Below are 22201 nucleotides of genomic sequence, written 5' to 3'. Positions count from 1 at the left end.
CGCATCCGTCTCGTCAACTCAGCGGTTCGACCCACACGTTGCGGAACTGCACGGCGTTCCCGTGGTCCTGCAACCGGATGGCGCCGGTGGACGGCCCCTCCGGGATGGACCCGCCGGTCACCCCGGCGATGGCGACGTCGTCGTGCACGAGCACGCCGTTCCACACCACCGTCACCCGGGCGTCCGCCACCTTCACACCGGCCGCGTCATACCGCGCGGCACGGAACCAGATGTCGTAGCTCTGCCACGTCTCCGGCGGCCGGGCCGCGTTGACGTCCGGTGCCTTGCGCGTGTAGATCCCGCCCGCCTCGTTGTCGGCGAGTGTCGTGTCGCCGTACGAGTCGAGGATCTGGATCTCGTAGCGCTCCTGCAGGTACACGCCGCTGTTGCCACGGTCCTGACCGGTCACGTCCGGCGGCAGCAGCGGCACCTTGAACTCGACGTGCGCACGGAAGTCGCCGAACGCCTGCTTCGTCCGCAGGTCGCCGTTGCGCACCTGCATCGCGCCGCCGCCCACCAGCGGCCAGCCGGCGACGCGGCCGTCGGTGTGCCGCCACTCGTCGGTGTCCGTGCCGTCGAACAGCACGATCCTGTCGCCCGGTTCGCGGACCGAGATCAGGTCGAGGTTGACGTGCCCGGTGTCCGCCTCGTCCACCTTGTACTGGATGGTGTTGAGCCCGCCGCGCAGGCGCACGACCTCGGTCTTGGTGGCCCACTCCTCCCACGTCACGGTGGTCGGCAGCACGACCTGCCGCACCTTGACCCCGTTGACGTACATGCTCACGGACTTGTCACCGGAGAACGGGTTCGGCCCGTTCGAGTAGCGCAGCCCGACCTCGTAGCGGCCCGGGTCGTCCACCGTCACGTGCATCGTGGTCGACGCGCCCTTGTTGCCGAAGCGGTCGACGAAACCGATGCCGGTGTAGCCGCGGTGGTCGGTGTTCACCCCGGCGCCACCCTCGCGGTTGCCTTCCTCCGCCTCGTAGAACACCTGGCGTTCCTGGCGGCCCGGGATCGCGTTGAGCGTGTACCACGCCTCGGTGCTCCACAGCTCCTCACCGCCCTCCGCCGCGAACGGGCGCGGCGAGCGCAGGTGCACGACGTGGTCGGTCTTCAGGCCGGTGACCTTCAGCGTGACGGTCCTGCGGTCCGCCGACACCTGCGCGGCGGTGACCGCCAGCGTCTGCTCGTCGACCTTCGGGCCGCCGTACTGCTCGGTCGCCGCGTAGCGCCACTGCTTCACCCGGTACGCCTCGCCCGCGTCCTCGGCGATCTTCGCGACGGTCTCGTCCGACAGCGGACGGGTGTAGGTGACCGTGAAGCCGTCCGCGGTGGCGCTCATCGACTTCATGTCGAACGTGTTGGCGCCGTTGGGGGTCAGCTTCTGCAGCCCGAACTTCAGCTTGCCTTCCTGGCCCCAGTTGCCGTCCGCGCCGAGGCCCGCGACGTAGATCGCGCCGTCCGGGCCGATCGTGGTCTCGGTCAGGCCGGACTCGAGGCCCTGGGTGTGCCGGAACAACGCGCCCTGGTACTCGCCGTTGACCTTCTCCAGGTACGCGCGCTGCAGACCGCCGTAGGTCACGTCGCCGATCAGCAGCTGGCCCGCGAACTGGCCGGACCGCAGCGTCACCGGCATGCCCGGCGAGTTCGCGATCTCGTTCTGCGGCATCCACAGCACCGGCTTGGTGACCGGGTTGGCGTCGTACGGGCCGTCGGGGTTGGTGTAGTGGTTGAAGAACCGGTTCTGCTTGACGTGCACCAGCTTCGACGCGGGCAGCCAGCCGCCCTGGTTGTCGGTGACGAAGACCTCGCCCTGCGGCCCCCAGCCGATGCCGTGCGGGGTGCGCAGGCCGCCCGCCACGTAGGTGATCTTCCCGGTCTCCCGGTTCACCACGATGCTCGTGCCGCGGTTCGACGCGGGCTGCGGGTCGGTGGTCGCGCCGCCGTAGTTGATCGCGACCGACAGGTTCAGGTAGAAGTTGCCGTCGCGGTAGAGCAGGCCGAACGCGAACTCGTGGAAGTTGCCGCCGAACGGCCAGGTGGCCACGGTCCGCTGCGCGTCGATGACGTCGTCGCCGTTCGTGTCGCGCAGCTCGGTCAGCTCGTGCTTCTGGGAGACGTAGATCATCCCGTCGACGACCTTGAGCCCCATCGGCTCACGCAGCCCGCTCGCGATCTTCTTGTAGGTGACCTTCGACGGGTCGGTCTGCCCGGTGACACCGTCGAGGATGTAGACCTCGCCCAGTGTGTTGAGGCTGCCGCCCCACGTGGAGATGACGAGCCTGCCGTCGGCCGTCCAGTCCATTCCGGACACCTGCGGCTCGAAGCCGTCGGGGCGCAGGTTCGTCAGCGTGTAGTTCGGGTTGACGTCACCCAGGGGCAGGCCGTCGCCGGGGCTGTCGGTCTGGCCCTCGCACTCCTTGCGGCCCGGCGCGGTCACACGCACGACGCCGGCGTCGGTGGAGAGGACGGAGTTGGGCACGATCGCGAAACCGGCCGCGCCCGGCGGTTGCCACGCCAGCCGGAGCACCTGCTCGCCGCCCGCCTCGAAGTACTCGACGCGCAGCGAGTGGTAACCGGCGGTCAGCGTGACCGTGCCGTCCTTGGACGTCTCGCCGTGGAGCCCGTCGTGGTCGATGACGAGCTGGTCGTCGATGTAGAGCCGGGACCCGTCGTCGCTCGTGAGGCGGAAGTCGTAGGACCCGTCCGCGGGGACGTTGATGTTGCCGATGGCGTGGGTGACGAAGTTGCTCTCGAACCCGAACTCGCCGCCGGTCGTCCAGTCGATCGTCGGCATGAGCTTGTCGACGTTCGGCGTCTGGCCCGGCTTGAGGGTGCAGATCTCGCTCAACGGCATCTGCACGTCGTAGGTGCGGAGCGTGACGCCGGGCTCCTGGGGCGGCAGGTCCTGGGCGTACGCCTGCGGCGTCATCGCCACGAGCGAGCCGAGGACGCTGGCGCTGAGGAGACCGGCGAGGCCTCTCCACCGACGGCGCCGCGATGGTAAGCGCATTCTTCCTCCTTGAAGATCACCGAGCAGAGCGCGAGCGTGCCCAAAGGAGGATCTTTGCGCCAAACCAGCAAAAGTTCTAGGACCTTTCGCAGTATTTCGACGCTCTTTCGATCTGGTCACACGAAAGAACTACGAAGCGTCACCGCATAGGTGGGCTGGGCGGCGAGCAGGTCGAATGGCTGCGGCAGGAGCCTACGACGGTGAGCGACCGAAGCCAGGACCGTCCCACAGACTGGCTCCGACCCGGGCCGTCTACGCACGTGGTCCGGCCAGCTCGACCAGCGCGCGGTGGAGTTCGCCGACGTCCGTGCCCGCCCAGCCCACGTACCCGTCCGGCCGGACCAGCACCGGCACCTCACCCGGCACGGCAGGCGCCACCACGTCGACACGGTCGGCCCAGCCGGCCACGTCGGCGTCGCCCACCAGCACGAACCGCTGACCACGCAGCGCCTCGTACAGCCGCCCGCCACCGGCCAGCGGGACGTCCGCCGCCCGGGTGCCGACCAGGTCGTGCGCACCGGGCGGCGCCGGGTAGGCGTAGCCGATCCCGGTCAGCTGACCCGTGAACTTCGCGGCGATCCGCGGCACCGACAGCGCCCGGCGCGCCACCACGCCGCGCACGGCCTGCCCCAGGCGAGACCTCAGCATGGCGGCGCGGATGATCGCCCCGCTGCTGCGCAGCACCGCGCGGCCGACCGGGTGGCGCTCCGCCTGGTAGGTGTCGAGCAGCGCGTCGGGCGCCCCGCGCAGCACGGCGGCCAGTTTCCAGCTCAGGTTGGCCGCGTCCTGCAGTCCCGTGTTCATCCCCTGCCCGCCCGCGGGCGAGTGGACGTGCGCGGCGTCCCCGGCCAGGAAGACCCGGCCGACGCGGTAGTCCGGCACCTGGCGCTCGTCGCTGTGGAAGCGGGACAGCCAGCGGGCGTCGTGCATGCCGTAGTCGGTGCCGAGCGCGCGCCGGGTGACGTCGCTGACCTCCGCCAGCGTCAGCGGCTCGTCGTCGGGCACCGAGCGGCGGCGGTCCCACGCGAAGATCCGGTAGTACCCGTCGCCGAAGGGGGCGATGAACGCGAACGCGTCGCCGACGCCGTTGACCGCCAGCTGCTCGCCGGGTTCCTCGGCCACCCGCACGTCGGCCAGCATGATCGACTTCAGGATCGACTTGCCGGGGAACGGCTGACCGATGGCCTCCCGCACCGCGCTGTGGTACCCGTCCGCTCCCACGACGTACGCCGCCCGGTACGTCGTGGCCGGCGTGACGACGGCGACGCCGTCCGCGTCCTGGCGCACGCCGGTGACCTCGGCACCGTGGACGATCTCGGCGCCCGCCTTCAGCGCCCGGTCGCGCAGCAGGTTCTCCACGTTGTACTGCGGGGTGATCAGCAGGAACGGGAAGCGGCTTTCGAGGTGGCCGAGGTCGAGCAGGACCCGGTCGAACAGCCGCAGCAGGTCGAGGGCCGCGCCCGTGGGCAGCAGGTCGTCGGCCAGGCCGCGGGCGTCCAGCTGCTCCAGGGTGCGGGCGTGGACGCCGAACGCGCGGGACAGGTTCGAGACCGTGCCGTCCCTGCGCTCCAGCACCGTGACGGCCACCCCGGCCTCCGCCAGGTCACCCGCGAGCAGGAGCCCGGTCGGGCCCGCTCCGACGACGATCACCTCGGTCATGACGCCCTCCCGATGAAGTCAACACCTGTTGACTTCCACGAAACACCGCTCCGGCTGGATTGTCAACACCTGTTGGCCTACAGTTGTTGACATGGTGAGCACAGACAGGCCGCGGCGCTCGGACGCCACGAAGGAGGCGATCCGCGCCGCCGCACGCGAACGGTTCGCCGCCGACGGGTACGAGCGGGCGACCATCCGCGCGATCGCCGCCGACGCGGGCATCGACCCGGCGATGGTCATGCGCTACTTCGGCAACAAGGAGAAGCTCTTCGCCGCGGCCGCCGAGTTCGACCTGCGCCTCCCCGACCTGACCGACGTCCCGGTCGACGAGATCGGCGCACGGCTCGCCCGGCACGTACTCGACCGCTGGGACGGCGACGAGACGCTCATGGCACTGCTGCGGGCCGCGGTCACCAACCAGGCGGCGGCCGAGCGGATGCGGGAGATCTTCGCCGCCCAGCTCGGCCCGGCGGTCCTCGCGATCGCGCCCGGTGACGTCTCGACCCGCGCCGGGCTCGTCGCCACGCAGGTCCTCGGCCTGGTCCTCACGCGCTACGTGCTGCGGCTGCCGCCGGTCGTCGCCATGGACCGCGACGTGCTCGTCACCTGGCTCGGCCCGATCCTGCAGCACTACCTCACCGGCGAACCCAAGCACATCAAATCAGTTTGATGTATTGTCCCGCGTGTGACGGTGCCGGTACTGGTGCGCATGGCGGCCCACCCGCTGCGGTGGGCGTTGATGACGGAGCTGGCGGGCAGCGACCGCCGGGTGCGTGAGCTGGTCGCCGCCGTCGGCGAGCCGCAGAACCTGGTCTCCTACCACCTGCGGCTGCTGCGCTCGGCGGGCCTGGTGGTCGCGCGGCGCAGCACCTTCGACGGCCGCGACACCTACTACCACCTCGACCTGTCGCGGTGCGCGACCGCGTTCGGCGACGCCGCCACCGCCCTGCACCCGAACCTGGCACCGGTGCGGCGCGCGTGGCCGAACGGCAGCTCGGTGCTGTTCCTGTGCACCGGCAACAGCGCGCGTTCCCCGATGGCGGAGGCACTGCTGCGCCACCGCGCCCATGACGTGGACGTCGCCAGCGCGGGCAGTCACCCCGCGCCGCGGATGAACCCGCACGCGGTCCGGGTCCTGCGCGAGGACTACGACATCGACCTCGGCCCCCGGACGCCGCGGTCGCTGGACGCGCTGCGCGGACGCCGGTTCGACCACGTGATCACGTTGTGCGACAAGGTTCGCGAGGTCCCCCGCGATCACGGCGCGGCCGTCACGACGCACTGGAGCCTGCCCGACCCGTCCGGCGCGGCGTACCCCGAGTTCCGGCGCGTCGCGAAGGACATCGACACCCGTCTCGAGTTCCTGTCCCCGTAGACCACGAGGAGGCCCGACCATGACAACCGAACCGGCGAGCGTCCGCTACCTCGTCGACGACGTGCCGGCCGCGGTGGCGTTCTACACCACCCACCTCGGCTTCACCGTCGCCTTCGACTCCCCCGCCTTCGCCGACGTGCGCCGCGGCGCGCTGCGCCTGCTGCTGTCCGGGCCGGCGTCCTCCGGCGCCCGCGCGACCCCGGAGGAAGCGCGGAACGCCGTGCCGCGCAACCGGATCCACCTCGTGGTCGACGACCTCGACGCCGAGATCGACCGGCACCGCGGCGCGGGGTTGACGTTCCTCGGCGAGGCCGTGTCCGGGCCCGGCGGGAAGCAGGTCCTGCTCGCCGACCCGGCGGGCAACCTCGTCGAGCTGTTCCAGCCCGCATGACCGCGAGCCTGAGCAGGCGGCTCGGGGTCACCGACGCCGTCGTCATCGGCCTCGGCGCGATGATCGGCGCGGGGATCTTCGCCGCTCTCGGTCCGGCGGCGCGTGCCGCCGGGCCGGGTCTCCTGCTCGGGTTGGCGGTCGCCGCCGTGGTCGCCTACTGCAACGCGACCTCGTCGGCGCGCCTCGCCGCCCGCTACCCCGCCTCCGGCGGCACCTACGTCTACGGCCGCGAGCGGCTCGGCCCGTTCTGGGGTTACCTGGCGGGCTGGTGTTTCGTGGTCGGCAAGTCCGCGTCCTGCGCGGCGATGGCGCTGACCGTCGGGAGGTACGTCTGGCCGGGGCGCGCGCACGCCGTCGCGGTGGGCGCGGTCGTGTTGCTGACGGCCGTGAACTACGGCGGCGTGCGGAAGTCGGCGTGGCTGACCCGCGTCATCGTGGGCGTGGTCCTCGCGGTGCTGGCCGCGCTCGTCGCGACGGCGTTCACCGCGGGCGACCCGTCGTGGGCCGGGCTGGACCTCGGTGAGGGTGCCACGTTCACCGGCGTGCTGCAGGCGGGCGGGTTGCTGTTCTTCGCGTTCGCGGGCTACGCGCGCATCGCGACGCTCGGCGAGGAGGTCCGCGACCCGGCCCGCACCATCCCCAGGGCGATCCCGCTCGCCTTGGGCATCACGCTCGTCGTGTACGCGGCGGTCGCCGTGGCGGCGCTGTCGGTGCTCGGCCCGCAGCGGCTGGCCGACGCGACCGCACCGCTGTCGGACCTGGCGCGCGCCAGCGGCGTGGGCGCGCTCGAACCGGTCGTGCGTGCCGGGGCGGCGATCGCCGCGCTGGGTTCGCTGCTCGCGTTGATCCTCGGGGTGTCCCGCACGACGCTGGCCATGGCGCGCGACCGGCACCTGCCGCACACGCTGGCCGCCGTGCACCCGCGGTTCCAGGTCCCGCACCGGGCGGAACTGGCCGTTGGCGTGGTGGTCGCGGTTGCCGCCGCGACCGTCGACCTGCGCTCGGCTATCGGGTTCTCCTCCTTCGGTGTCCTGCTCTACTACGCGGTCGCGAACGCGTCCGCCTGGACGCTGACCGCGGCGGAGCACCGGCCACCTCGGGCGGTGCCCGTGGTCGGGTTCCTCGGGTGCCTGCTGCTGGCGTTCACGCTGCCCGGGACGTCGATCCTCGTCGGCGCGGCGGTCGTCGCGCTCGGCGCCGCCGTCTACGCGGTCCGGGCCCGGCGTTCCTGAGCGGTCCGGGACCTTCGGCCCTGTCCTCGGCACGCGGTGGTACGACAGGGTCTTCCTTGCCGTCCCGGAGGCGAGACCGCACCAGGTCCTGGGGGTTCGCTGGTACGCCGTGTTCTCGCCCCCGGGTCGGTCCACCGTGGTACGTCGACATGGTGCGTCGGCGCGGTGCGTTACCGTCGTCGCGTGCGGGACTGGCAGCTGGGTGGGGCGCTCGCGACGTACCTCGGGGCCACCCAGGAGCCGACCCCGGCCGGGTTGGCCGAGGTGGTCGGCACGGCCGTGGGGGCGACGGGGTGCGCGCTGACGGTCGACGGCGCCCGGTACCTGTGGGGCACGGACACCGGACCGTGGCTCGAACACCCGATCACCTACCAGGGCGAGGACGTCGGCACGCTCGCGATCGCACCGGCGGGCCCGGTCGACGAGCTGGCGGTGGCGGTCGCGGCACCGCTCGCGATGGTCCGGCTGGCGGCCGAGACCGACGCGCTGCGCCGGGCGGGCGACACGGCTGCCCGCGAGCTGATCGACGACCGGTGGCGGGCGGCCGCCGAGATGGAGGCGGAACGCCGCGGGCTCGAACGCGACCTGCACGACGGCGCGCAGCACCACCTGGTCGCGCTGCGCATGTCGTTGGGGCTGCTGGAACACGCGGTCGCGACGGGCGGTGTCCAGGAGCGGGTGACGGACCTGCTGGCACGGGTGGACAACGCGGAACGCGTGCTGGTGAACACCGCGGCGGGGGTGCTCCCGGTCGCGTTGGTCATCAACGGCCTCGCCGCGGCGTTGACGACCGAGCTGGCGAGCCACCCCGAGGTGGTGCTCGACGTCGCGGGTCTGCGCCGCCGCTACCCGGCCGTGGTCGAGTCGGCGGTGTACTTCGTGTGCCTGGAGGCGGTGAACAACTCCCGCAAACACGCGCCGGGCGCCCGGGTGACGGTGACCGTGCGCGACAGCTACCGCGGCCTGGAGTTCACCGCGACCGACAACGGGCCCGGGTTCGACGTGACCGCGGCGGGTTCGGGACTGCACAACCTGTCCGCGCGTGCCACCGCGGTCGGTGGCACGGTCGACGTCCGGTCCGCCCCGGGCCACGGCACGCGGATCACCGGCTTCGTCCCGCTTTGAGCAACCCCTCCGCCGTGCGCACCAGCACCTCCCACGCCACGCGTTCCCGCGCGCCCGTGGCCGGGTGCGCGGCGTGCGCGCGCCACCGCCGCACCGCGTCCGCCGCCGCGGCGCGGACCTCGTCGTCGCCGGCGTGGTCGGTCAGGCCCAGCCGGGTGCGCGGGTCCGGGCCGTGGGCGCCGAGGAGCCGGGCGACGTCGGCCACCGCCGCGTTCTCGGTCGGGGGCAGGCGCACCTCGCCCGTCTCGATCCGGTCGAGGAGGTCCAGCTCCGCAAGTTCGTGTGCCTCCGCGCCGACGCGTTCTACCGCCCACGACAACGGGTGGTTCGGGCCGACCATGCCGGTCGCCGTGACGATGGCGCGGCGGGCGGCGATCACCGGACGCCAGGCGGTGAGCCCGGCCGCCAGCTCCGCGACGCTCGCCGACTCGGTCAGCACCACCCGCTGCCGGGCACGGCGCAGTGCCGCGCGGAACGCCTCCGTCGGTGGGACCAGGCACAGCACGGCGTCGACGGCGCCCCGGGGACCGTCCTCGGCGAGGAACTCCGCAGCCAGCCCCGCGTCGGCCGGGCCGTCGGCCACGACCACGGTCACCGCGGCACCGTCCGGAATGGACCCGTCGGGTGGGCCGCCGACGACGGCGAGGCGCGGCGGTGTGGCCATCCGCTCGGCGATCGCGTCCCAGCGCCGCCGGTCCGGGCCGTCACCCGCCAGGCGCTGACCCCGGCGGACCAGGTCCCGCGTCCGCCGGTACAGCGCGCTGCCCTCGAGCGGCGGCGCGGCGGTCTCGGCGACGGGTTCGATCCGGTCCAGCACCCGCACGTGCACCACCGCGGTGTCCTCGGTGACCCGGCACTCCATCGCGCCGCCGAGCACCGCGAGCCGCTGCGCGTCGTGGTTGAGCGCGGCACGCAGCGACCGCGCGGACAGCGGACCCGGCGGCGCGGTGATGGTCACCCGCAACGCGTCGTCGCGCAGGAAGTCCACGACCACCGGGTCGTCGGACGGCAGCCCGGCCAGCAGGTTCAGCACGGCCGCGACCGCGTGGTAGAGCCCGGACTCCACCTGCCAGCCGACGCGCCTGCCGAGGTCGCCGCGGAAGTGGATCGGCCGGGGCACCGTCGCCGCGAGTTCCTCCAGCGCGGCGCGCGGGCCCCGGTCGGGCAACATCGCCGGGTAGACACCGCGGACGATGGTGCGGAAGTTGTCGAGCAGGTCGTCGAGGAAGGCGCCCACCCCGGCGACGTCGTCGGCCGTCGGGTCCTGACCGGGCGCGGCGAGCGTGGTGAGCCTGCCGCGGAACTCGGTGAGGTCGCGCAGGGTCGTCGTGGTGATCGCGCCGACGAGCCTGCGCCGCTCCAGGTCGCGCACCTCCGCGAGCCGCTCCCGCGCGGACGTCACCTCCGCGCGCAGCCGCTGCGCGCGCTCCTGCGCGCGGTCCCGCTCGGCCCGCAGCCGGTCCAGCCGCACCGCCACGCCGAGCCACGTCGCGGTCTCGCGCAGGATCGTGCGTTCGCCCGCGCCCCACCGCCACGGCCCCGCGAGGTACACGACCCCGCCGCCCGCGACCGGTTCGCGCACCACCTCACCGGCGCGCGGCCCGTCGGTGTGGGGCCCGGTGTGCTCCGGCCACGACGCGACGGTGAGGACGCGGCCCGCCGCGTCCGGGACCTCGTAACCCGCCCGCCCGCCGACGGCGTCGACCAGGTTCCGCACGAGCGCGCGGACCAGCTCCTCGGGCGGCACGGTGGCGGCCAGCCGGTACGGGCTGGTGTGTCTCACCCGCTCACCTGCCGCGCCCGCAGGTAGGCGAGCACGGCGAGCACGCGGCGGTGGTGCACGGTCTGGTCCCCGGGCAGCTCGAGCTTCGCGAAGATCGCGGCGATGTGCTTCTCCACGGCCTTCGTCGACAGGAACAGCTCCTTCGCGATGCCGTTGTTGGCACGGCCCTCCGCCATCAGGCGCAGCACGTCCTGCTCACGTTCGGACAGTGACGCGACGCCGCCGCTGCCCTCACCCGCTCCCCCGGCGGGCACCTGCACGAGCCGTTTGGCGAGCACCGGTTCGATCACGATCTCCCCGGCCGCGACCCGGTCCAGGGTGTCCGCGAGCACCTGCACGCCCGCGATCCGTTCCTTGAGCCGGTACCCGATCCGTTCGGCGCCGATCTCCAGCACCCGCATCAGGTAGTGCGTCTCCGCGTGGTGCGAGAGCAGCAGCAGCCCGGTCTCCGGGCGCAGTGCGCGCACGCGTGCCGCGGTGGTCAGCCCGCCGTCGGGTTCGGGTGGCATGCGGATGTCGAGGATGGCCACGTCGACCGGTTCGGTGGCGACGATCCGGACCAGCGAGTCGCCGTCGCCGACGCAGCCGACCACCTCGTGGCCCGCGGCCTCCAGCAGCAGCACCAGCCCCTCACGGAACAGGGCACCGTCCTCCGCGATCGCTACCCGCATCGCGGCACCGCAGCTCGGTCGATCACGCTGTCGAGCATGCCACTGTGCGGTGTCCGCGCGGGCACCCGGTCCCATTACGATCGACGCGCGGTTGCCGGGCGAACGCGGGGAGTTGCTGTGCGGTACGGACTGGGCGTCGACCTCGGGACGTCGTTCACGGCCGCCGCGGTGCACAGCGCGGACGGCACGCGCATGGTGCCGCTCTCGCCGGAGGTGACCGTCCCGGCGGTCGCCTACGCGAGCCCGGACGGCACGCTGCTGACCGGTACGGCGGCGCGCGACGCGGCCCGCGACGGCGACCCCGGCAGGCTCGCGACGGGGTTCAAGCGCCGCGTCGGCGACCCGACCCCGCTGGTGCTGGGCGGCACCTCGTACTCGCCGGACGCGCTGATGGCGGCGCAACTGCGGGACGTCGTCGAGGCCGTGACCAGGGCGCGGGGCGGCCCACCGGAGACGGTCGTGCTCACCTGCCCCGCGGTGTGGGGCCCCTACCGGCGGGAGCACTTCGCGGAGGTGCCCCGGCTCGCGGGCCTGCCCGGCTGCCACGTGCTGACCGAGCCGGAGGCGGTGGCGACCCACTACTCGATGGAGCGGCGGCTCGGCGACGGCGAGATCGTCGCGGTGTACGACCTCGGCGGCGGCACGTTCGACACCACGATCCTGCGGATGCGCCCCGACGGGATCGAGATCCTCGGTACGCCCGAGGGCATCGAGCACATGGGCGGCGTGGACTTCGACGAGACCGTGCTCGCCACCGTCGACGACCGGCTCGACGGCGCCGTCAGCGCGCTCGACCGGTCCGACCCCCAGGCCGCGGCGGCACTGGCGGAGATCCGCGCGTTGTGCGTGCGTGCCAAGGAAGAGCTGTCGACCGAGCCGGACGTGACGCTGACCGTGCCGCTGCCGTCGGGTCCGCGGGAGCTGGCGCTGACCCGGCGGGAACTGAACGAGATGCTGCGGCCGTCGGTGCTGCTGACGACGGACGCGTTGCGCCGCACCATCGCCTCGGCCGGGCTGCGCACGGCGGACGTGTCGGCGGTCCTGCTGGCGGGTGGCTCGTCACGCATCCCGCTCGTCGACCAGATGGTGTCCGAGGAGTTCGGCAGACCCGTGCGGATGACCCTGCACCCGAAGCACACGGTCGCGCTGGGCGGCGCGGCCACGGCCCCGCGCGTGACGGCGACGCGTACGCACACGCAGGCGCCGCCGCCCGGACAGGCGCCGGAGCAGCCGCGCCGCCGGTGGCGCGGCCCGGTCGCGGCGGCGGCGATCGCGGTCGTGGCGGCGACCGTCACGGCGCTGGTGCTGGTCGGCGGTGGCGACCCGCCGCCCGCCGGCACCGCGGGCGGTCGCCCGGCGGCGCCGTCGACGCTCGACGTGTACAACGAGAAGGGCCCGGTGCCCCCGTACACCAGCTTCATCGCGTCGGCGGACAACTGGGCGGGCGTGGACATCGCGGACGGCGCCACCCAGGCGGCGATCAGCGCGACCCCGGGCGACGACGGCCTGCGGGTCACGTGGGCGGGTGGCGCGCCGGGGCAGGTGTACCTGCAGAACCCGACCGCCACGGAGGACAAGCAGGCGTACCTGGCGGCCGACGGCGCGCTGGTGTTCGACGCGACCGTCCACGAGGAACCGGCGAGCCTCGTGAAGGTGGGCGTGCACTGCGGCTACCCGTGCGCAGCCGAGGTGGCGGCCACGAACCTGTTCCGTGACCTGCCGGCCGGCGAACGCACGACGGTCACGATCCCCTTGTCCTGCTTCACGGAGAAGGGCCTGAACCCGCGTGCCGTCAACACCCCGTTCCTCGTCTACACGACGGGGACGTTCGACGTGACCTTCTCCGCCGTGCGCTGGGAGCCGAACGCGGCGGGCAATCCGGGCGCCACGACGTGCGCCGGCCTCAGATAGCTCGCCCGAACGTCACCCCGGCGTCGATGGTGTAGTTGGCTGGCCGCAGGTCCACCGGCAGCGCGTGCACGAACGCCCCGACGTCGGCGAGGTCCACCCCGGCCGCGACGTGCAGGGTGCGCCCGCGGGTGGCGGCCGTGCACCGCACCGGCCGCACCACCGGCACCGGCCGCCCGGCCGGGTGGATGACGGCACCGTCGGCGGTGGGCGTCGTGGTCAACCCCTTGCCGGGCACGTACCCGTGGGAACGCCAGAGGTCCCCGAGCGACGGCGGCTGGCACGGCATCGGCCGCAACCGGGGCGCGAGTAGCCGCCAAGCACGGTCGTCGCTGGTGACGGGCGGTGGAACCATGGTGCGCTCCGTGTCTGCCGGGATACCCCTCCTCCCCTGACACGGCTGCGCGGCGCCGAAGGGTTCGCTCCACGGGTGCGCCGCTACTCACCTGTCCAGGTCGGCCGTCGCCGCGGCGGCGATGTCCGACAGGCGGTCGCGGGCGGCCTGTTCCGACGTGTACGGCTGGATGGACAGCAGTGCGATCGCGTAGGCGTGGCCGGTGCGGCCGTCGTACACGACGCCCGCGCTGTGCAGCAGGTAACCGGCCGGGGCGTAGGGCACCCAGGCCTGTTTGGCGTAGCTCCTCGGCGACGCGCCCTGGTGCAGCACGCCGTAGTGCTGCGCGAACCCGTCGGTGGCGACCGAGGTCGCGGCGGACAGCGCCTCGACGATCACGGCGCCGTCGTCCGGGGGCATGTCGCGGAGGACGTGGCCGAACACCTTCGCCATGTCGGCTGCCGTGACCTCCACGTCACCCCACATCTCGGTGGACTCGGGTGGGAGCGTGGCGCTGAGCTCCAGACGGGCCGCCGTCCTGGCGATGGCGCCGGCGCCGTCGTGCTTGCCCCACAACACGTTCATGGCGTTGTCGTCGCCCGCCGACAGGGCGCGGTGGATGAGGTCCCGATCGTCCTCGGTCAGCTGTCGTCCCTCGGCGCGGAGCTGGTCGAGCACGTCCACGGCGACGATCAGCTTGGTCAGCGAGGCGGCCATGAACGGCCGGTCACCGTCACCGCCGACGGCGTGTGCACCGGTGTGCAGGTCGGTGACCGCCACGCCGAGGATCATGCCGGGGTCCGCGGCTTTCTGGGCGGCCTTCTCGGCCGCCAACACCAGGCGCCGGGCGGGGACCGGGGGCGCCTGCGGGGTCCTGGCTCGCGGTTCGGCCAGTGCGTCCACCGTGGTCGACGGTGGACTCGGGGCCGTGCTGGGTAATCGAGTGGTGGTCGGGGATTCCGGTCTCGTCACCGACCATACGACCGCAAGTGCCGCCGCCAGTGCCACCGCCGTGCGGGCGGCGATCCACAGGGGGCGGCCGGGTCTCGGTCTGGACATGCCTCATCGTAGGCCTGTCAGCGGGGTGCGAGGCCGTCGAAGACGACCTCGAGCATCCGGTTCCGCACCTCGTCGTCGAGGTGTTTGTGCGCGGCCGCCCGGGAGGTGCCGACCAGCAAGGCGTACACCTCGGGAAGCTCCACGTCGGACCGGATCGCGCCCGCCTCCTGCGCGCGGCGCAGCAGCGCGCCGATCGCCCGGCGCAGGCCGTTCGCCGCCTGTTCCGCTTCGCCCTCCTCGTCGCCGCCCGCGTCCAGCAGGGCCTCGCCGATGGCGATCTTGGTGGCCGCGTCGGCGACCACCTCGGTGAAGAAGCCGACGAACGCCGGACCCGGGTCGGCCGCCTCGAACAGCTCTTCCGCTCGTGCGCGCAGGCGGTCGAAGCGCCGCGCCAGCACGGCCGTCAGCAGGTTCGCCTTGGTCGGGAAGTGGCGGAAGACCGTCGCGATGCCGACCCCGGCCAGCCGGGCCACCTCCTCGGTGGACGCGGCCGCGGTTGCCGCGCGCGTCAGCGCGTTGTGCTCGTGCCATCTTCCTCGCGCTCGTCAACGGTGTCGCGGACGGCCGGTGGGAGGAACTGCCGGACCTCTACGCCGAGCGGACAGACGTCGCGCACCCGTTCCGCCCGCTCCGCCCCGCCGCCCTGCGCAGCCGCGACGAGCAGTTCCTCGTGACACCGGCGATCTTCGTGCTCCGCGTGCGGGACGGGGAGATCGTCGAGTCCCGCGACTACTTCGACCACCTGGCGTCCGCGCGGGCGCGCGGCGAACTCGGTGCGCTGCTCGCGGCCGTCCGGACGGCTCAGGGCACGTAGGTCGGCGTGAACGTCACCGGGAGCCGCACGAGGCCCCGGGTCCACACCGACGGCCGCCACGCCAGGTCCGCCGCCGGCACCAGGTCCGGCAACCGGTCGATCAGCACCTCGACGCTGGTCTTCGCGATGATCTCGGCGATTTCCGGGGCCGGGTAGGGACAACCGTGCTCGCCGTGGCCGAAGCTCATCATCGCCCGGTTGCCGACCGCGCCCTCGGCCGGCCGCACCTGCGGGTCGGCGTTCGCGGCCGCCAGGCCCAGCACCAGGAGGTCACCGGCGCGGATGCGTTGCCCGCCGAGGCGGGTGTCGCGGGTGGCGACCCGGCCCAGGTAGTTCTGGGTCGGGGTGTCGTGCCACAGCACCTCGTTGAGCGCGTCGCCGACCGAGGCCCGGCCACCGGACAGGGTGATCGCGAACCGCTCGTCGGTCAGCATCAGGCCGATCGTGTTGCCGATCCAGTTCGTCGTCTGCTGGTGGGACTGCAACAGCACCACGAGCAGGTCCGACACGATCTCCTCGTCGGCGAGGTGCGCCGGGTTGGCCAGCAGGTGCGACGGCACGTCGGAGCCGGGCAGGGCCCGCTTGCGGTCGACGAGCCGCTGCATCTCCTCCTGCAGCCGCCCGTAGACGGCCATCTGGTCGGCCGCCTGGACGGTCGCCGACGAGTTCATCACGCCCATGACGTCGTCGACCAGCACCCGCGCCTCCGACTCGGGCACCCCGCACATCATCGCCGTGGCACGCAACGGGATCCGGGACACGTACTGGCCCATCAGCTCGGCCTCGCCCGCACCGGCGAACCGGTCGATCATCTGGTCGGCGATCCGCTCGCACTGGTTCGCCACCTCGAACTGGTCCACCGACGCCAGCGCGTCCGACAGCGCACCGGCACGCCTGCTGTGCTCCGGGCCCTCGGTGAACATGACCGACGGGTTGTGCACCAGGTGCGGCAGCAGCGGCCAGTTGTCCGGCACGGTCTCCCAGGCGTTCCACCGCCGCGTGTCCCTGGCGAACAGGGCGGAATCGGTGGTGACCTGGTGCAGTTCCCGGTACCCGCACACGAACCACGCCGGGATGTCGCCTTCGAGCAGCACCGGCGCCACCGGCCCGTGCTTCTCGCGGACCCGCTCGTACCACCCGGTGGGGTCGGTGCGGTAGCCCTCGCCGTACAGGGGAACCGCGTCGGTGCGGTGCGCGACGTCGGTCATGACGGGACGGCCTCCCTGGCGGTGGAGAGTGCGTACAGGTGGTCGACGAGCGCGATCAGCGCCCGCTTGGCCGACGCGCGGTCGCGTGCGTCGCAGTCGACCAGCGGCACGTCGGCGGGCAGGGACAGCGCGTCGCGCACGTCGTCGATGCTGTGGGTGGAGCCCGGGAAGTTGTTGCGTGCCACGATGAACGGCGTCCCGTGGTGTTCGAGCCGGTCGATGGCGTACCAGGAGTCCTCGAGCCGTCTGGTGTCCACGAGCACGACCGCGCCGAGCGTGCCGGCGAACAGGCGGTCCCACACGAACCAGAACCGCTCCTGGCCCGGCGCGCCGAACAGGTACAGCACCATCTTCTCGTCGAGGCTGATGCGGCCGAAGTCGAACGCGACGGTCGTGGTGGTCTTGCCGTCGACCGCGCTCGTGTTGTCCACACCCAGCCCGGCCTGGGTCATCGTCTCCTCTGTGGACAGTGGCCGGATCTCGCTCACCGCGCGGACCATGGTGGTCTTGCCGACCCCGAACCCGCCGACGATCACGATCTTCAGGCCCTCGGCCGCCGTGCTGGCCAGTGGCGTGCGGGGCTCAGAGCTTGTGGAGTCCAACGAGCACCTTCTTCAGGGTCGCGGCGTCGGGCAGCTCGGTGCGAGCGCGCGTCGACGACGACGGGTGGCGGGCGGTGATCTTGCCTGCGCGCAACAGGTCGGACAGGAGGATCTTCACCACGCCGACCGGCAGGCGCAGGTCGGCGGAGAGCTCCACGACGGCGACCGGCCGCCGCGCGGCGCGCAGGATCCTGGCGTGCTCGGACTGCATGCCCGGCACCGGCTCGGCGGCGGCGACGATCAACGTCACGATGTCGAGGTCGGGCTCGTCGGCGGAGCTGCGCCCACGCGTGACGGTGTAGAGCCGGTCCGGCCCCTCGTCGTCCAGCTCGCGGCGGATCATGCGGGGTCGGTGCGCTCGGTGCCGCGCGGCGGCGCGGTCAGGAACGCGCCGATCTGCTCCACCAGCTCGTTCATCCGGTGGCCGATCAGCCCGACGTCCGCGTCCTCGCCCGCGAGCACGGCGAGGTGCGCGCCCTCCCCCGCCTCGACGATGAACAGGATGCCGCCGTGGAACTCGGTCATCGAGTGCCGCACACCGCCGGTGCCGTCCCCGAACTCGACGGAGGCCCCCTGCGACAGGGCCTGCACGCCCGCGGCGATCGCGGACAGCTGGTCGGCCTTGTCGACGGAGAGGCCCGAGGTGTGGCACAGCTTGAGCCCGTCCCTGGACAGCACCAGCGCGTGCGTGGCCCCGGCGGTCTGCTCCACCAGGCTCTCCAGCATCCAGGTGAGGTTGGCGTCGGTCGCCATGGTCATAACGAGTCTCCCCCTCCAGCGTTCTCTTCGGGCGTGGTGGCGCGGCGGCCCTGCTGGAACGCGCTGAAGCGCGCGCCGATGTCCCGTTTCCCGCCGCGTGCCACCGGTTTGCGCCGCGCGTCGGCGCCCGTCTCCGTGGCGCGGACGGCGGCGGCGAACGTCTCCCCGCGCGGCCGCTTCGGCAGGGCGGGCGCCTCCCCCGTGTCCGCCGCGACGTCCTTCTCCGCACCGGACGGTGCCTCCTCCAGCACCGCCGTGGCCGTGGCCGTCGCGGTGTCGGCCGCGGTCGCCCCCGCCGCCGACACCGACTCGACGGCCCTCAGCGGGGTCGCGGCGGGCTCCGCCTCGCGCGGGTGGATCACCAGCTGCTGCGGGATCCGCAGGACCACGCCGGTGCCGCCGCGCGCGGACGGGCGGAAGTACACCTGCAGCTTGTGCTTGCGCGCCAACGAACCCACGACCACCAGCCCGAGGCGCGTGCCGGGCACCGTCGCGAGGTCCAGCGGTTCGTCGGTCGACACGGCGGCCTCGGCGCGCGCGAGCGCCTGCGGTTTCATGCCCAGCCCGCCGTCCTCGATGGTGATCACGACGCCGGTGTGCAGCTCCTCGACGTAGACGTGCACCTCCTCCGACGGGGCGGAGAACCGGGTCGCGTTGTCCATCAGCTCGGCGAGCGCGTGCATGACGTCCTCGGCCGCGTAGCCGACGACCGCTGCCGTGCTGCTCGAGTGGGTCTGGATCCGTTGGTACGCCTGGATCCGGCCCATCGCGCCACGCAGGATCGACTCCATCACGATGGGCTTGGTCCAGCGGCGGCCGGAGCGGGCGCCGGTCAGCACGGCGATGCTGTCGGCGAGGCGCCCGGTCTGCGCGGTGCTGTGGTCGAGCTTGAGGAGGTCGCCCAGCACGCTTTCGGCGTGGCGGCCCTCCATCTCGCGCAGGTCGGCGAGCATGCTGGTGGCCATGGCCTGCACGCGGCCCGCGGCGTTCGCGCACGCGGCCATCGCGGCCGACCGCTGCCGCTCGCTCACGCCGATCTCCCGCACCACCGCGGCGAGGAGGTCCTTCGGCACGTCGGTCGCCGCGGGCCCCAGCTCGGCGAGGACGGTGTCGGCGGACGCGCCGTCCCGTACCCGGGCCGCTGCCTTCGGCAGCACCTCGTCGACCAGCCGCCCGAGCCCGTTCTCCAGTGCGCGCAACCTGGCCGCCGTCCGCCGCGCCCGGTTCGCGCGGACCGTCGTGAACGCCAGCGCGATGCACAACCCGAGCGCCAGCGCCCCCGACGACGCGGCGACGACGGGCCGGTCCCGCGCGTCGACCTGGAACGTCACCCACAGCGTCACGCCTGCCGTGACGGCCATGGTGAGAAGGAGGTACAGCAGCACGTCGGTCATCGACCGATACTGTTGCGGGACGGGCTCTCGTGCTGGCATATCAGTCCTCACGCCGGGTGGCACCGAAGGAGCAAGTAGGGAAGATACCGGCACTGGCAAACATCGGAGCGAGTTCGACCAAACGGGCGTAGCGAGCCGGGTGCGCTCTGGCACTATCGAATGTCGTGCCGCTTCCCACCCCGCCCGGCCCGGCGAACCTCGTCCGCACGATGCTGACCTACCAGAAGGCGCCGCTGGCGTTCCTCACGAACGTGCTGGACACCTACGGCGACGTCGCGTCGTTCCGCCTGGCCACCGCCCGTGTCATCCTCCTGCGCCACCCGCACCACATCCGCCGGGTGCTGCAGCAGAAGGCGGCGGTGTACGACCGGAGCTCCATGCCGTACAAGATGTCCCGCACCCTGTTCGGCCGCGGGCTCGCCACTGTCGAAGGCGGCGAGGAGTGGCGTTCCATGCGACGGCTGATGCAGCCGTCGTTTCACTACCAGCGGGTCGCGTCGATGGCCGAGCACATGCTGGCCGTGATCGGGTCGAGGATCGAACGCTGGGAGGAGATGGCCGCTTCCGGCCAGACCATCGACACCGCGCCGGAGATGCGCAGCCTGACGCTGCGGGTCGTCGCGCGGGCGCTGTTCGCGTTGGAGGAGGGCGACGTCTGCGACCGGTTCGCCGCCGCCATCGACACCGTCGACCACGAACTCGGGCAGTGGATGCGGTTCCCGCTGCTGCCGCTGTCCGTCCCGACGGCGGGCCACCGCCGCTACTGGGCGAACCGCGCGGTCGTCGAGGAGATCATCGACTACGTGATCACCGAGCACCTCGCCGACAACGTCGACCGGGGCGACCTCCTGTCGATGCTGATCATGACCGAGGACGAGGAGACCGGCGCGCGGCTCACCGACGAGCAGCTGCGCGACCAGGTCATGATCATGCTGTGGGCGGGCCACGAGACGGGCGCGAACGTCCTCACGTGGACCTGGTACCGCCTCGGCGCGCATCCCGAGGTCCAGCAACGGGTTCTACGCGAGATCGACGACGAGCTCGACGGCAGGCCGCCCACCCTCGCCGACTGCAGCAAGCTGACCTACACCCGCTCGGTGCTCGACGAGGTCCAGCGGCTGTACCCGCAGCAGTGGCTCGCGTCGCGACGGGCGCTGGAGGAGGACGAGATCGGCGGCTTCCGCATCCCGGCGGGCACGGACATCTTCTTCAGCCCGTACCACGCACACCGCCACCCGGAGTTCTGGGACGACCCGGAGGAGTTCCGGCCGGACCGGTTCACCGCCGAGGAGGTCGCGAAACGGGACCGCAGCGCCTACATCCCGTTCGGCTCCGGCCCGCACCTGTGCATCGGCAACCAGTTCGCGATGACCGAGATGCTGCTCGTGCTGGCGAGCACCCTGCAGCGCTTCCGCCTCGAACCCGCGTCCCCGGAACCCGTCAACCCGCAGCCGCTGCTGACCCTCGGCCCGGAGAAGCCGATCCACGTCCGCCTGATCCCCCGCCCCCGCTGACAACCCCGCGAGTCGCGTTCCCCGGCACATCGAGTTGTCGATTTCATGCAGGTCCCTGTGCGCACGAAACGCACAACTCGGTGTGTCCGGGCGCGCGACTCGCGGTGTCTGGGGCGCGTCCATCGGCGGGGATGCCCGCGTACCACTCGGTCTCGTTCTTCGGCGCCGCCACCAGGTCGTTCGTCATCTACCTCAGCCCCCGGCGCAGGGAGTCGGCGGCGGCGTCCTGGGTCTCGTAGGTGCGGGCCGACGCGGACAGCGAGGCGGCGACGTTGGTGAACGCCGCGACGGCGGCCTGCCTGGCGAGCGTGGCGATCTCGTCGGCGATCCCGGCCTTCGCCCCGCTCAGTACTCGTCGCGGCGGCGCGGCGGCGCCGAGGACCTCTTGAGCGGCCGGTTGGCCCAGGAGTCGAACACCACGATCAGGATCGCGATGACGACCAGGATCACGCCGAGGAAGGCGATGTCGCTCCAGAAGAAGAGGCCGGCGATGACGAGGATCGGCACCACGGCGAACAGGCAGAACGGGTCGACCCGCCCGAAGTACTGTCGCTTCTGGCCGCCCGTGGAGCTTCCGTACTGCGCCGCGATCGTCCTGCCGCCCTTCCGTCCCGTCCGAATCCGGAGGGCAGCATAGTTGGCGGGCGCCGCAAGGTCACAATCGGACATCGGCGAAACCGGTCAGGAATCGAGAAGCGCCGGTCAGCGCACCGCCCTTAGCGTCGTCGACATGACATCGATCGACACCATCACCATCGAGGTGGCCGACGTCGCGGCCGCCCGGCACTTCTACACCGCCGCCTTCGGGCTGGGCGACGACCTGCTGCGCCTGCGGGCGTCGGACGCGCCGACCACCGGTTTCCGCGGCTTCACCCTGTCGTTGATCGTCTCGCAGCCCGCGAACGTCGACGCTCTGGTCGACGCGGCGCTCGACGCCGGGGCGACCACGCTCAAGGCGCCGAAGAAGTCGATGTGGGGTTACGGCGGGGTCGTACAGGCGCCCGACGGGACCATCTGGAAGGCGGCGACCCCGAAGAAGAAGGACACCGGCCCGGCCACCAAGGAGTTCGAGGACGTCGTGCTGCTGCTCGGCGTCGCCGACGTGTCCGCGAGCAAGAAGTTCTACGTCGGCCAGGGGCTGACCGTGGGCAAGAGCTTCGCGAGCACGTACGTCGAGTTCGCCCGCGGGTCGGGTGCGGTGCAGCTGGGGCTGTACAAGCGACGGGGCCTCGCCAAGGACGCGGGCGTCTCCCCCGACGGCACCGGCTCCCACCGGATCGCGGTCGGCGGCACGTCCGGGCCGTTCACCGACCCGGACGGCTTCGCGTGGGAGACGAGTTCACTGGCGGCGCGGTCCTGA

22 protein-coding genes are annotated in these 22201 nt (G+C 72.5%); 9 read left to right on the top strand and 13 right to left on the bottom strand.

Annotated features, from left to right (window positions below):
* Positions 1-13: 13 nt before the first annotated feature.
* The gene (locus ACIBVP_RS01685; protein WP_396104015.1) at positions 14-3013 is read right to left on the bottom strand and encodes a family 16 glycoside hydrolase; all 3000 of its coding nucleotides are present in this window, start codon (positions 3011-3013) and stop codon (positions 14-16) included.
* A 252-nt stretch (positions 3014-3265) separates the two neighbouring features.
* Positions 3266-4672 carry an FAD-dependent monooxygenase gene (locus tag ACIBVP_RS01680; protein WP_396104014.1) on the bottom strand — a complete coding sequence of 469 codons (1407 nt, stop codon included), beginning with the start codon at positions 4670-4672 and terminating at the stop codon, positions 3266-3268.
* Positions 4673-4763: 91 nt separating this feature from the next.
* Between ACIBVP_RS01680 and ACIBVP_RS01675 the strand changes: the two genes are divergently transcribed.
* The 5 genes from ACIBVP_RS01675 to ACIBVP_RS01655 all read left to right on the top strand — a co-directional run bounded on the left by ACIBVP_RS01675 (position 4764) and on the right by ACIBVP_RS01655 (position 8795).
* Positions 4764-5342, top strand: a complete 579-nt coding sequence (locus tag ACIBVP_RS01675) for a TetR family transcriptional regulator (RefSeq protein ID WP_396104013.1) — start codon at positions 4764-4766, stop codon at positions 5340-5342.
* A 39-nt stretch (positions 5343-5381) separates the two neighbouring features.
* A complete protein-coding gene (locus ACIBVP_RS01670) occupies positions 5382-6047 on the top strand; it encodes an ArsR family transcriptional regulator (RefSeq protein ID WP_396104906.1) in 666 nt (221 codons plus the stop codon).
* A 19-nt stretch (positions 6048-6066) separates the two neighbouring features.
* Positions 6067-6438 (top strand): VOC family protein, encoded by a 372-nt coding sequence (locus ACIBVP_RS01665; RefSeq protein ID WP_396104012.1) that lies wholly within the window; start codon positions 6067-6069, stop codon positions 6436-6438.
* On the top strand, positions 6435-7670 hold the full coding sequence (locus ACIBVP_RS01660; RefSeq protein ID WP_396104011.1) for an APC family permease: 1236 nt from the start codon (positions 6435-6437) through the stop codon (positions 7668-7670). The genes ACIBVP_RS01665 and ACIBVP_RS01660 overlap by 4 nt, the downstream gene beginning before the upstream one ends.
* Positions 7671-7853: 183 nt before the next feature.
* Positions 7854-8795 carry a sensor histidine kinase gene (locus tag ACIBVP_RS01655; RefSeq protein ID WP_396104010.1) on the top strand — a complete coding sequence of 314 codons (942 nt, stop codon included), beginning with the start codon at positions 7854-7856 and terminating at the stop codon, positions 8793-8795.
* On the opposite strand, the gene ACIBVP_RS01650 is transcribed toward ACIBVP_RS01655, so the two are convergent.
* Together ACIBVP_RS01650 and ACIBVP_RS01645 are read right to left on the bottom strand one after the other, a co-directional pair.
* Positions 8773-10578 carry a hypothetical protein gene (locus ACIBVP_RS01650; RefSeq protein ID WP_396104009.1) on the bottom strand — a complete coding sequence of 602 codons (1806 nt, stop codon included), beginning with the start codon at positions 10576-10578 and terminating at the stop codon, positions 8773-8775. The two genes, ACIBVP_RS01655 and ACIBVP_RS01650, sit on opposite strands and share 23 nt — an antisense overlap.
* A complete protein-coding gene (locus tag ACIBVP_RS01645) occupies positions 10575-11249 on the bottom strand; it encodes a LuxR C-terminal-related transcriptional regulator (protein ID WP_396104008.1) in 675 nt (224 codons plus the stop codon). Before ACIBVP_RS01645 ends, ACIBVP_RS01650 begins: the two co-directional genes overlap by 4 nt.
* A gap of 117 nt (positions 11250-11366) precedes the next feature.
* Between ACIBVP_RS01645 and ACIBVP_RS01640 the strand changes: the two genes are divergently transcribed.
* Positions 11367-13160 carry an Hsp70 family protein gene (locus ACIBVP_RS01640; protein ID WP_396104007.1) on the top strand — a complete coding sequence of 598 codons (1794 nt, stop codon included), beginning with the start codon at positions 11367-11369 and terminating at the stop codon, positions 13158-13160.
* Here ACIBVP_RS01640 and ACIBVP_RS01635 read toward each other — a convergent pair.
* From ACIBVP_RS01635 to ACIBVP_RS01625, 3 genes are all read right to left on the bottom strand, one after another.
* On the bottom strand, positions 13153-13512 hold the full coding sequence (locus ACIBVP_RS01635; protein ID WP_396104006.1) for a hypothetical protein: 360 nt from the start codon (positions 13510-13512) through the stop codon (positions 13153-13155). The genes ACIBVP_RS01640 and ACIBVP_RS01635 overlap by 8 nt on opposite strands.
* An 87-nt stretch (positions 13513-13599) precedes the next feature.
* Positions 13600-14550, bottom strand: a complete 951-nt coding sequence (locus ACIBVP_RS01630; RefSeq protein ID WP_396104005.1) for a serine hydrolase — start codon at positions 14548-14550, stop codon at positions 13600-13602.
* 17 nt (positions 14551-14567) lie between these two features.
* Complete coding sequence (locus tag ACIBVP_RS01625; protein ID WP_396104905.1) at positions 14568-15062, bottom strand: TetR/AcrR family transcriptional regulator; 495 nt, start codon at positions 15060-15062, stop codon at positions 14568-14570.
* Here ACIBVP_RS01625 and ACIBVP_RS01620 point away from each other — a divergent pair.
* Positions 15047-15364, top strand: a complete 318-nt coding sequence (locus ACIBVP_RS01620) for a hypothetical protein (protein ID WP_396104004.1) — start codon at positions 15047-15049, stop codon at positions 15362-15364. The two genes, ACIBVP_RS01625 and ACIBVP_RS01620, sit on opposite strands and share 16 nt — an antisense overlap.
* Here ACIBVP_RS01620 and ACIBVP_RS01615 read toward each other — a convergent pair.
* Genes ACIBVP_RS01615 through ACIBVP_RS01595 form a run of 5 tightly spaced genes read right to left on the bottom strand, consistent with a single transcriptional unit; the run spans position 15352 to position 19327 of the window.
* Positions 15352-16572: a cytochrome P450 gene (locus ACIBVP_RS01615; protein ID WP_396104003.1), complete on the bottom strand. Its 1221-nt coding sequence runs from the start codon at positions 16570-16572 to the stop codon at positions 15352-15354. The two genes, ACIBVP_RS01620 and ACIBVP_RS01615, sit on opposite strands and share 13 nt — an antisense overlap.
* Positions 16569-17174, bottom strand: coding sequence for a GTP-binding protein (locus tag ACIBVP_RS01610; RefSeq protein WP_396104002.1), 606 nt, complete (start codon positions 17172-17174; stop codon positions 16569-16571). The genes ACIBVP_RS01615 and ACIBVP_RS01610 overlap by 4 nt, the downstream gene beginning before the upstream one ends.
* Complete coding sequence (locus ACIBVP_RS01605) at positions 17155-17517, bottom strand: DUF742 domain-containing protein (protein ID WP_396104001.1); 363 nt, start codon at positions 17515-17517, stop codon at positions 17155-17157. The genes ACIBVP_RS01610 and ACIBVP_RS01605 overlap by 20 nt, the downstream gene beginning before the upstream one ends.
* Positions 17514-17927, bottom strand: coding sequence for a roadblock/LC7 domain-containing protein (locus ACIBVP_RS01600; protein WP_396104904.1), 414 nt, complete (start codon positions 17925-17927; stop codon positions 17514-17516). Before ACIBVP_RS01600 ends, ACIBVP_RS01605 begins: the two co-directional genes overlap by 4 nt.
* A 2-nt stretch (positions 17928-17929) precedes the next feature.
* The gene (locus ACIBVP_RS01595; RefSeq protein WP_396104000.1) at positions 17930-19327 is read right to left on the bottom strand and encodes a sensor histidine kinase; all 1398 of its coding nucleotides are present in this window, start codon (positions 19325-19327) and stop codon (positions 17930-17932) included.
* 164 nt (positions 19328-19491) lie between these two features.
* Between ACIBVP_RS01595 and ACIBVP_RS01590 the strand changes: the two genes are divergently transcribed.
* Positions 19492-20841 carry a cytochrome P450 gene (locus tag ACIBVP_RS01590; protein WP_396103999.1) on the top strand — a complete coding sequence of 450 codons (1350 nt, stop codon included), beginning with the start codon at positions 19492-19494 and terminating at the stop codon, positions 20839-20841.
* Positions 20842-21186: 345 nt separating this feature from the next.
* On the opposite strand, the gene ACIBVP_RS01585 is transcribed toward ACIBVP_RS01590, so the two are convergent.
* The gene (locus ACIBVP_RS01585; protein WP_396103998.1) at positions 21187-21510 is read right to left on the bottom strand and encodes a hypothetical protein; all 324 of its coding nucleotides are present in this window, start codon (positions 21508-21510) and stop codon (positions 21187-21189) included.
* A 61-nt stretch (positions 21511-21571) separates the two neighbouring features.
* On the opposite strand from ACIBVP_RS01585, the gene ACIBVP_RS01580 reads away from it, so the two are divergent.
* Entirely contained in the window at positions 21572-22201 is a 630-nt protein-coding gene (locus ACIBVP_RS01580) for a glyoxalase (RefSeq protein WP_396103997.1), read from the top strand.

Source organism: Actinophytocola sp. NPDC049390, assembly GCF_044466355.1.
Taxonomy (GTDB): Bacteria; Actinomycetota; Actinomycetes; order Mycobacteriales; family Pseudonocardiaceae; genus Actinophytocola.
This window is presented reverse-complemented; position numbering and strand designations above follow the sequence as displayed.

Coding starts and splice junctions, on each gene's coding strand:
- ACIBVP_RS01685 (WP_396104015.1), bottom strand. CDS start 3,013: ATGCGCTTACCATCGCGGCGCCGTCGGTGGAGAGGCCTCGCCGGTCTC.
- ACIBVP_RS01615 (WP_396104003.1), bottom strand. CDS start 16,572: ATGACCGACGTCGCGCACCGCACCGACGCGGTTCCCCTGTACGGCGAG.
- ACIBVP_RS01605 (WP_396104001.1), bottom strand. CDS start 17,517: ATGATCCGCCGCGAGCTGGACGACGAGGGGCCGGACCGGCTCTACACC.
- ACIBVP_RS01680 (WP_396104014.1), bottom strand. CDS start 4,672: ATGACCGAGGTGATCGTCGTCGGAGCGGGCCCGACCGGGCTCCTGCTC.
- ACIBVP_RS01600 (WP_396104904.1), bottom strand. CDS start 17,927: ATGGCGACCGACGCCAACCTCACCTGGATGCTGGAGAGCCTGGTGGAG.
- ACIBVP_RS01675 (WP_396104013.1), top strand. CDS start 4,764: ATGGTGAGCACAGACAGGCCGCGGCGCTCGGACGCCACGAAGGAGGCG.
- ACIBVP_RS01660 (WP_396104011.1), top strand. CDS start 6,435: ATGACCGCGAGCCTGAGCAGGCGGCTCGGGGTCACCGACGCCGTCGTC.
- ACIBVP_RS01645 (WP_396104008.1), bottom strand. CDS start 11,249: ATGCGGGTAGCGATCGCGGAGGACGGTGCCCTGTTCCGTGAGGGGCTG.
- ACIBVP_RS01580 (WP_396103997.1), top strand. CDS start 21,572: ATGACATCGATCGACACCATCACCATCGAGGTGGCCGACGTCGCGGCC.
- ACIBVP_RS01670 (WP_396104906.1), top strand. CDS start 5,382: ATGGCGGCCCACCCGCTGCGGTGGGCGTTGATGACGGAGCTGGCGGGC.
- ACIBVP_RS01635 (WP_396104006.1), bottom strand. CDS start 13,512: ATGGTTCCACCGCCCGTCACCAGCGACGACCGTGCTTGGCGGCTACTC.
- ACIBVP_RS01630 (WP_396104005.1), bottom strand. CDS start 14,550: ATGTCCAGACCGAGACCCGGCCGCCCCCTGTGGATCGCCGCCCGCACG.
- ACIBVP_RS01595 (WP_396104000.1), bottom strand. CDS start 19,327: ATGACCGACGTGCTGCTGTACCTCCTTCTCACCATGGCCGTCACGGCA.
- ACIBVP_RS01585 (WP_396103998.1), bottom strand. CDS start 21,510: ATGTCCGATTGTGACCTTGCGGCGCCCGCCAACTATGCTGCCCTCCGG.
- ACIBVP_RS01665 (WP_396104012.1), top strand. CDS start 6,067: ATGACAACCGAACCGGCGAGCGTCCGCTACCTCGTCGACGACGTGCCG.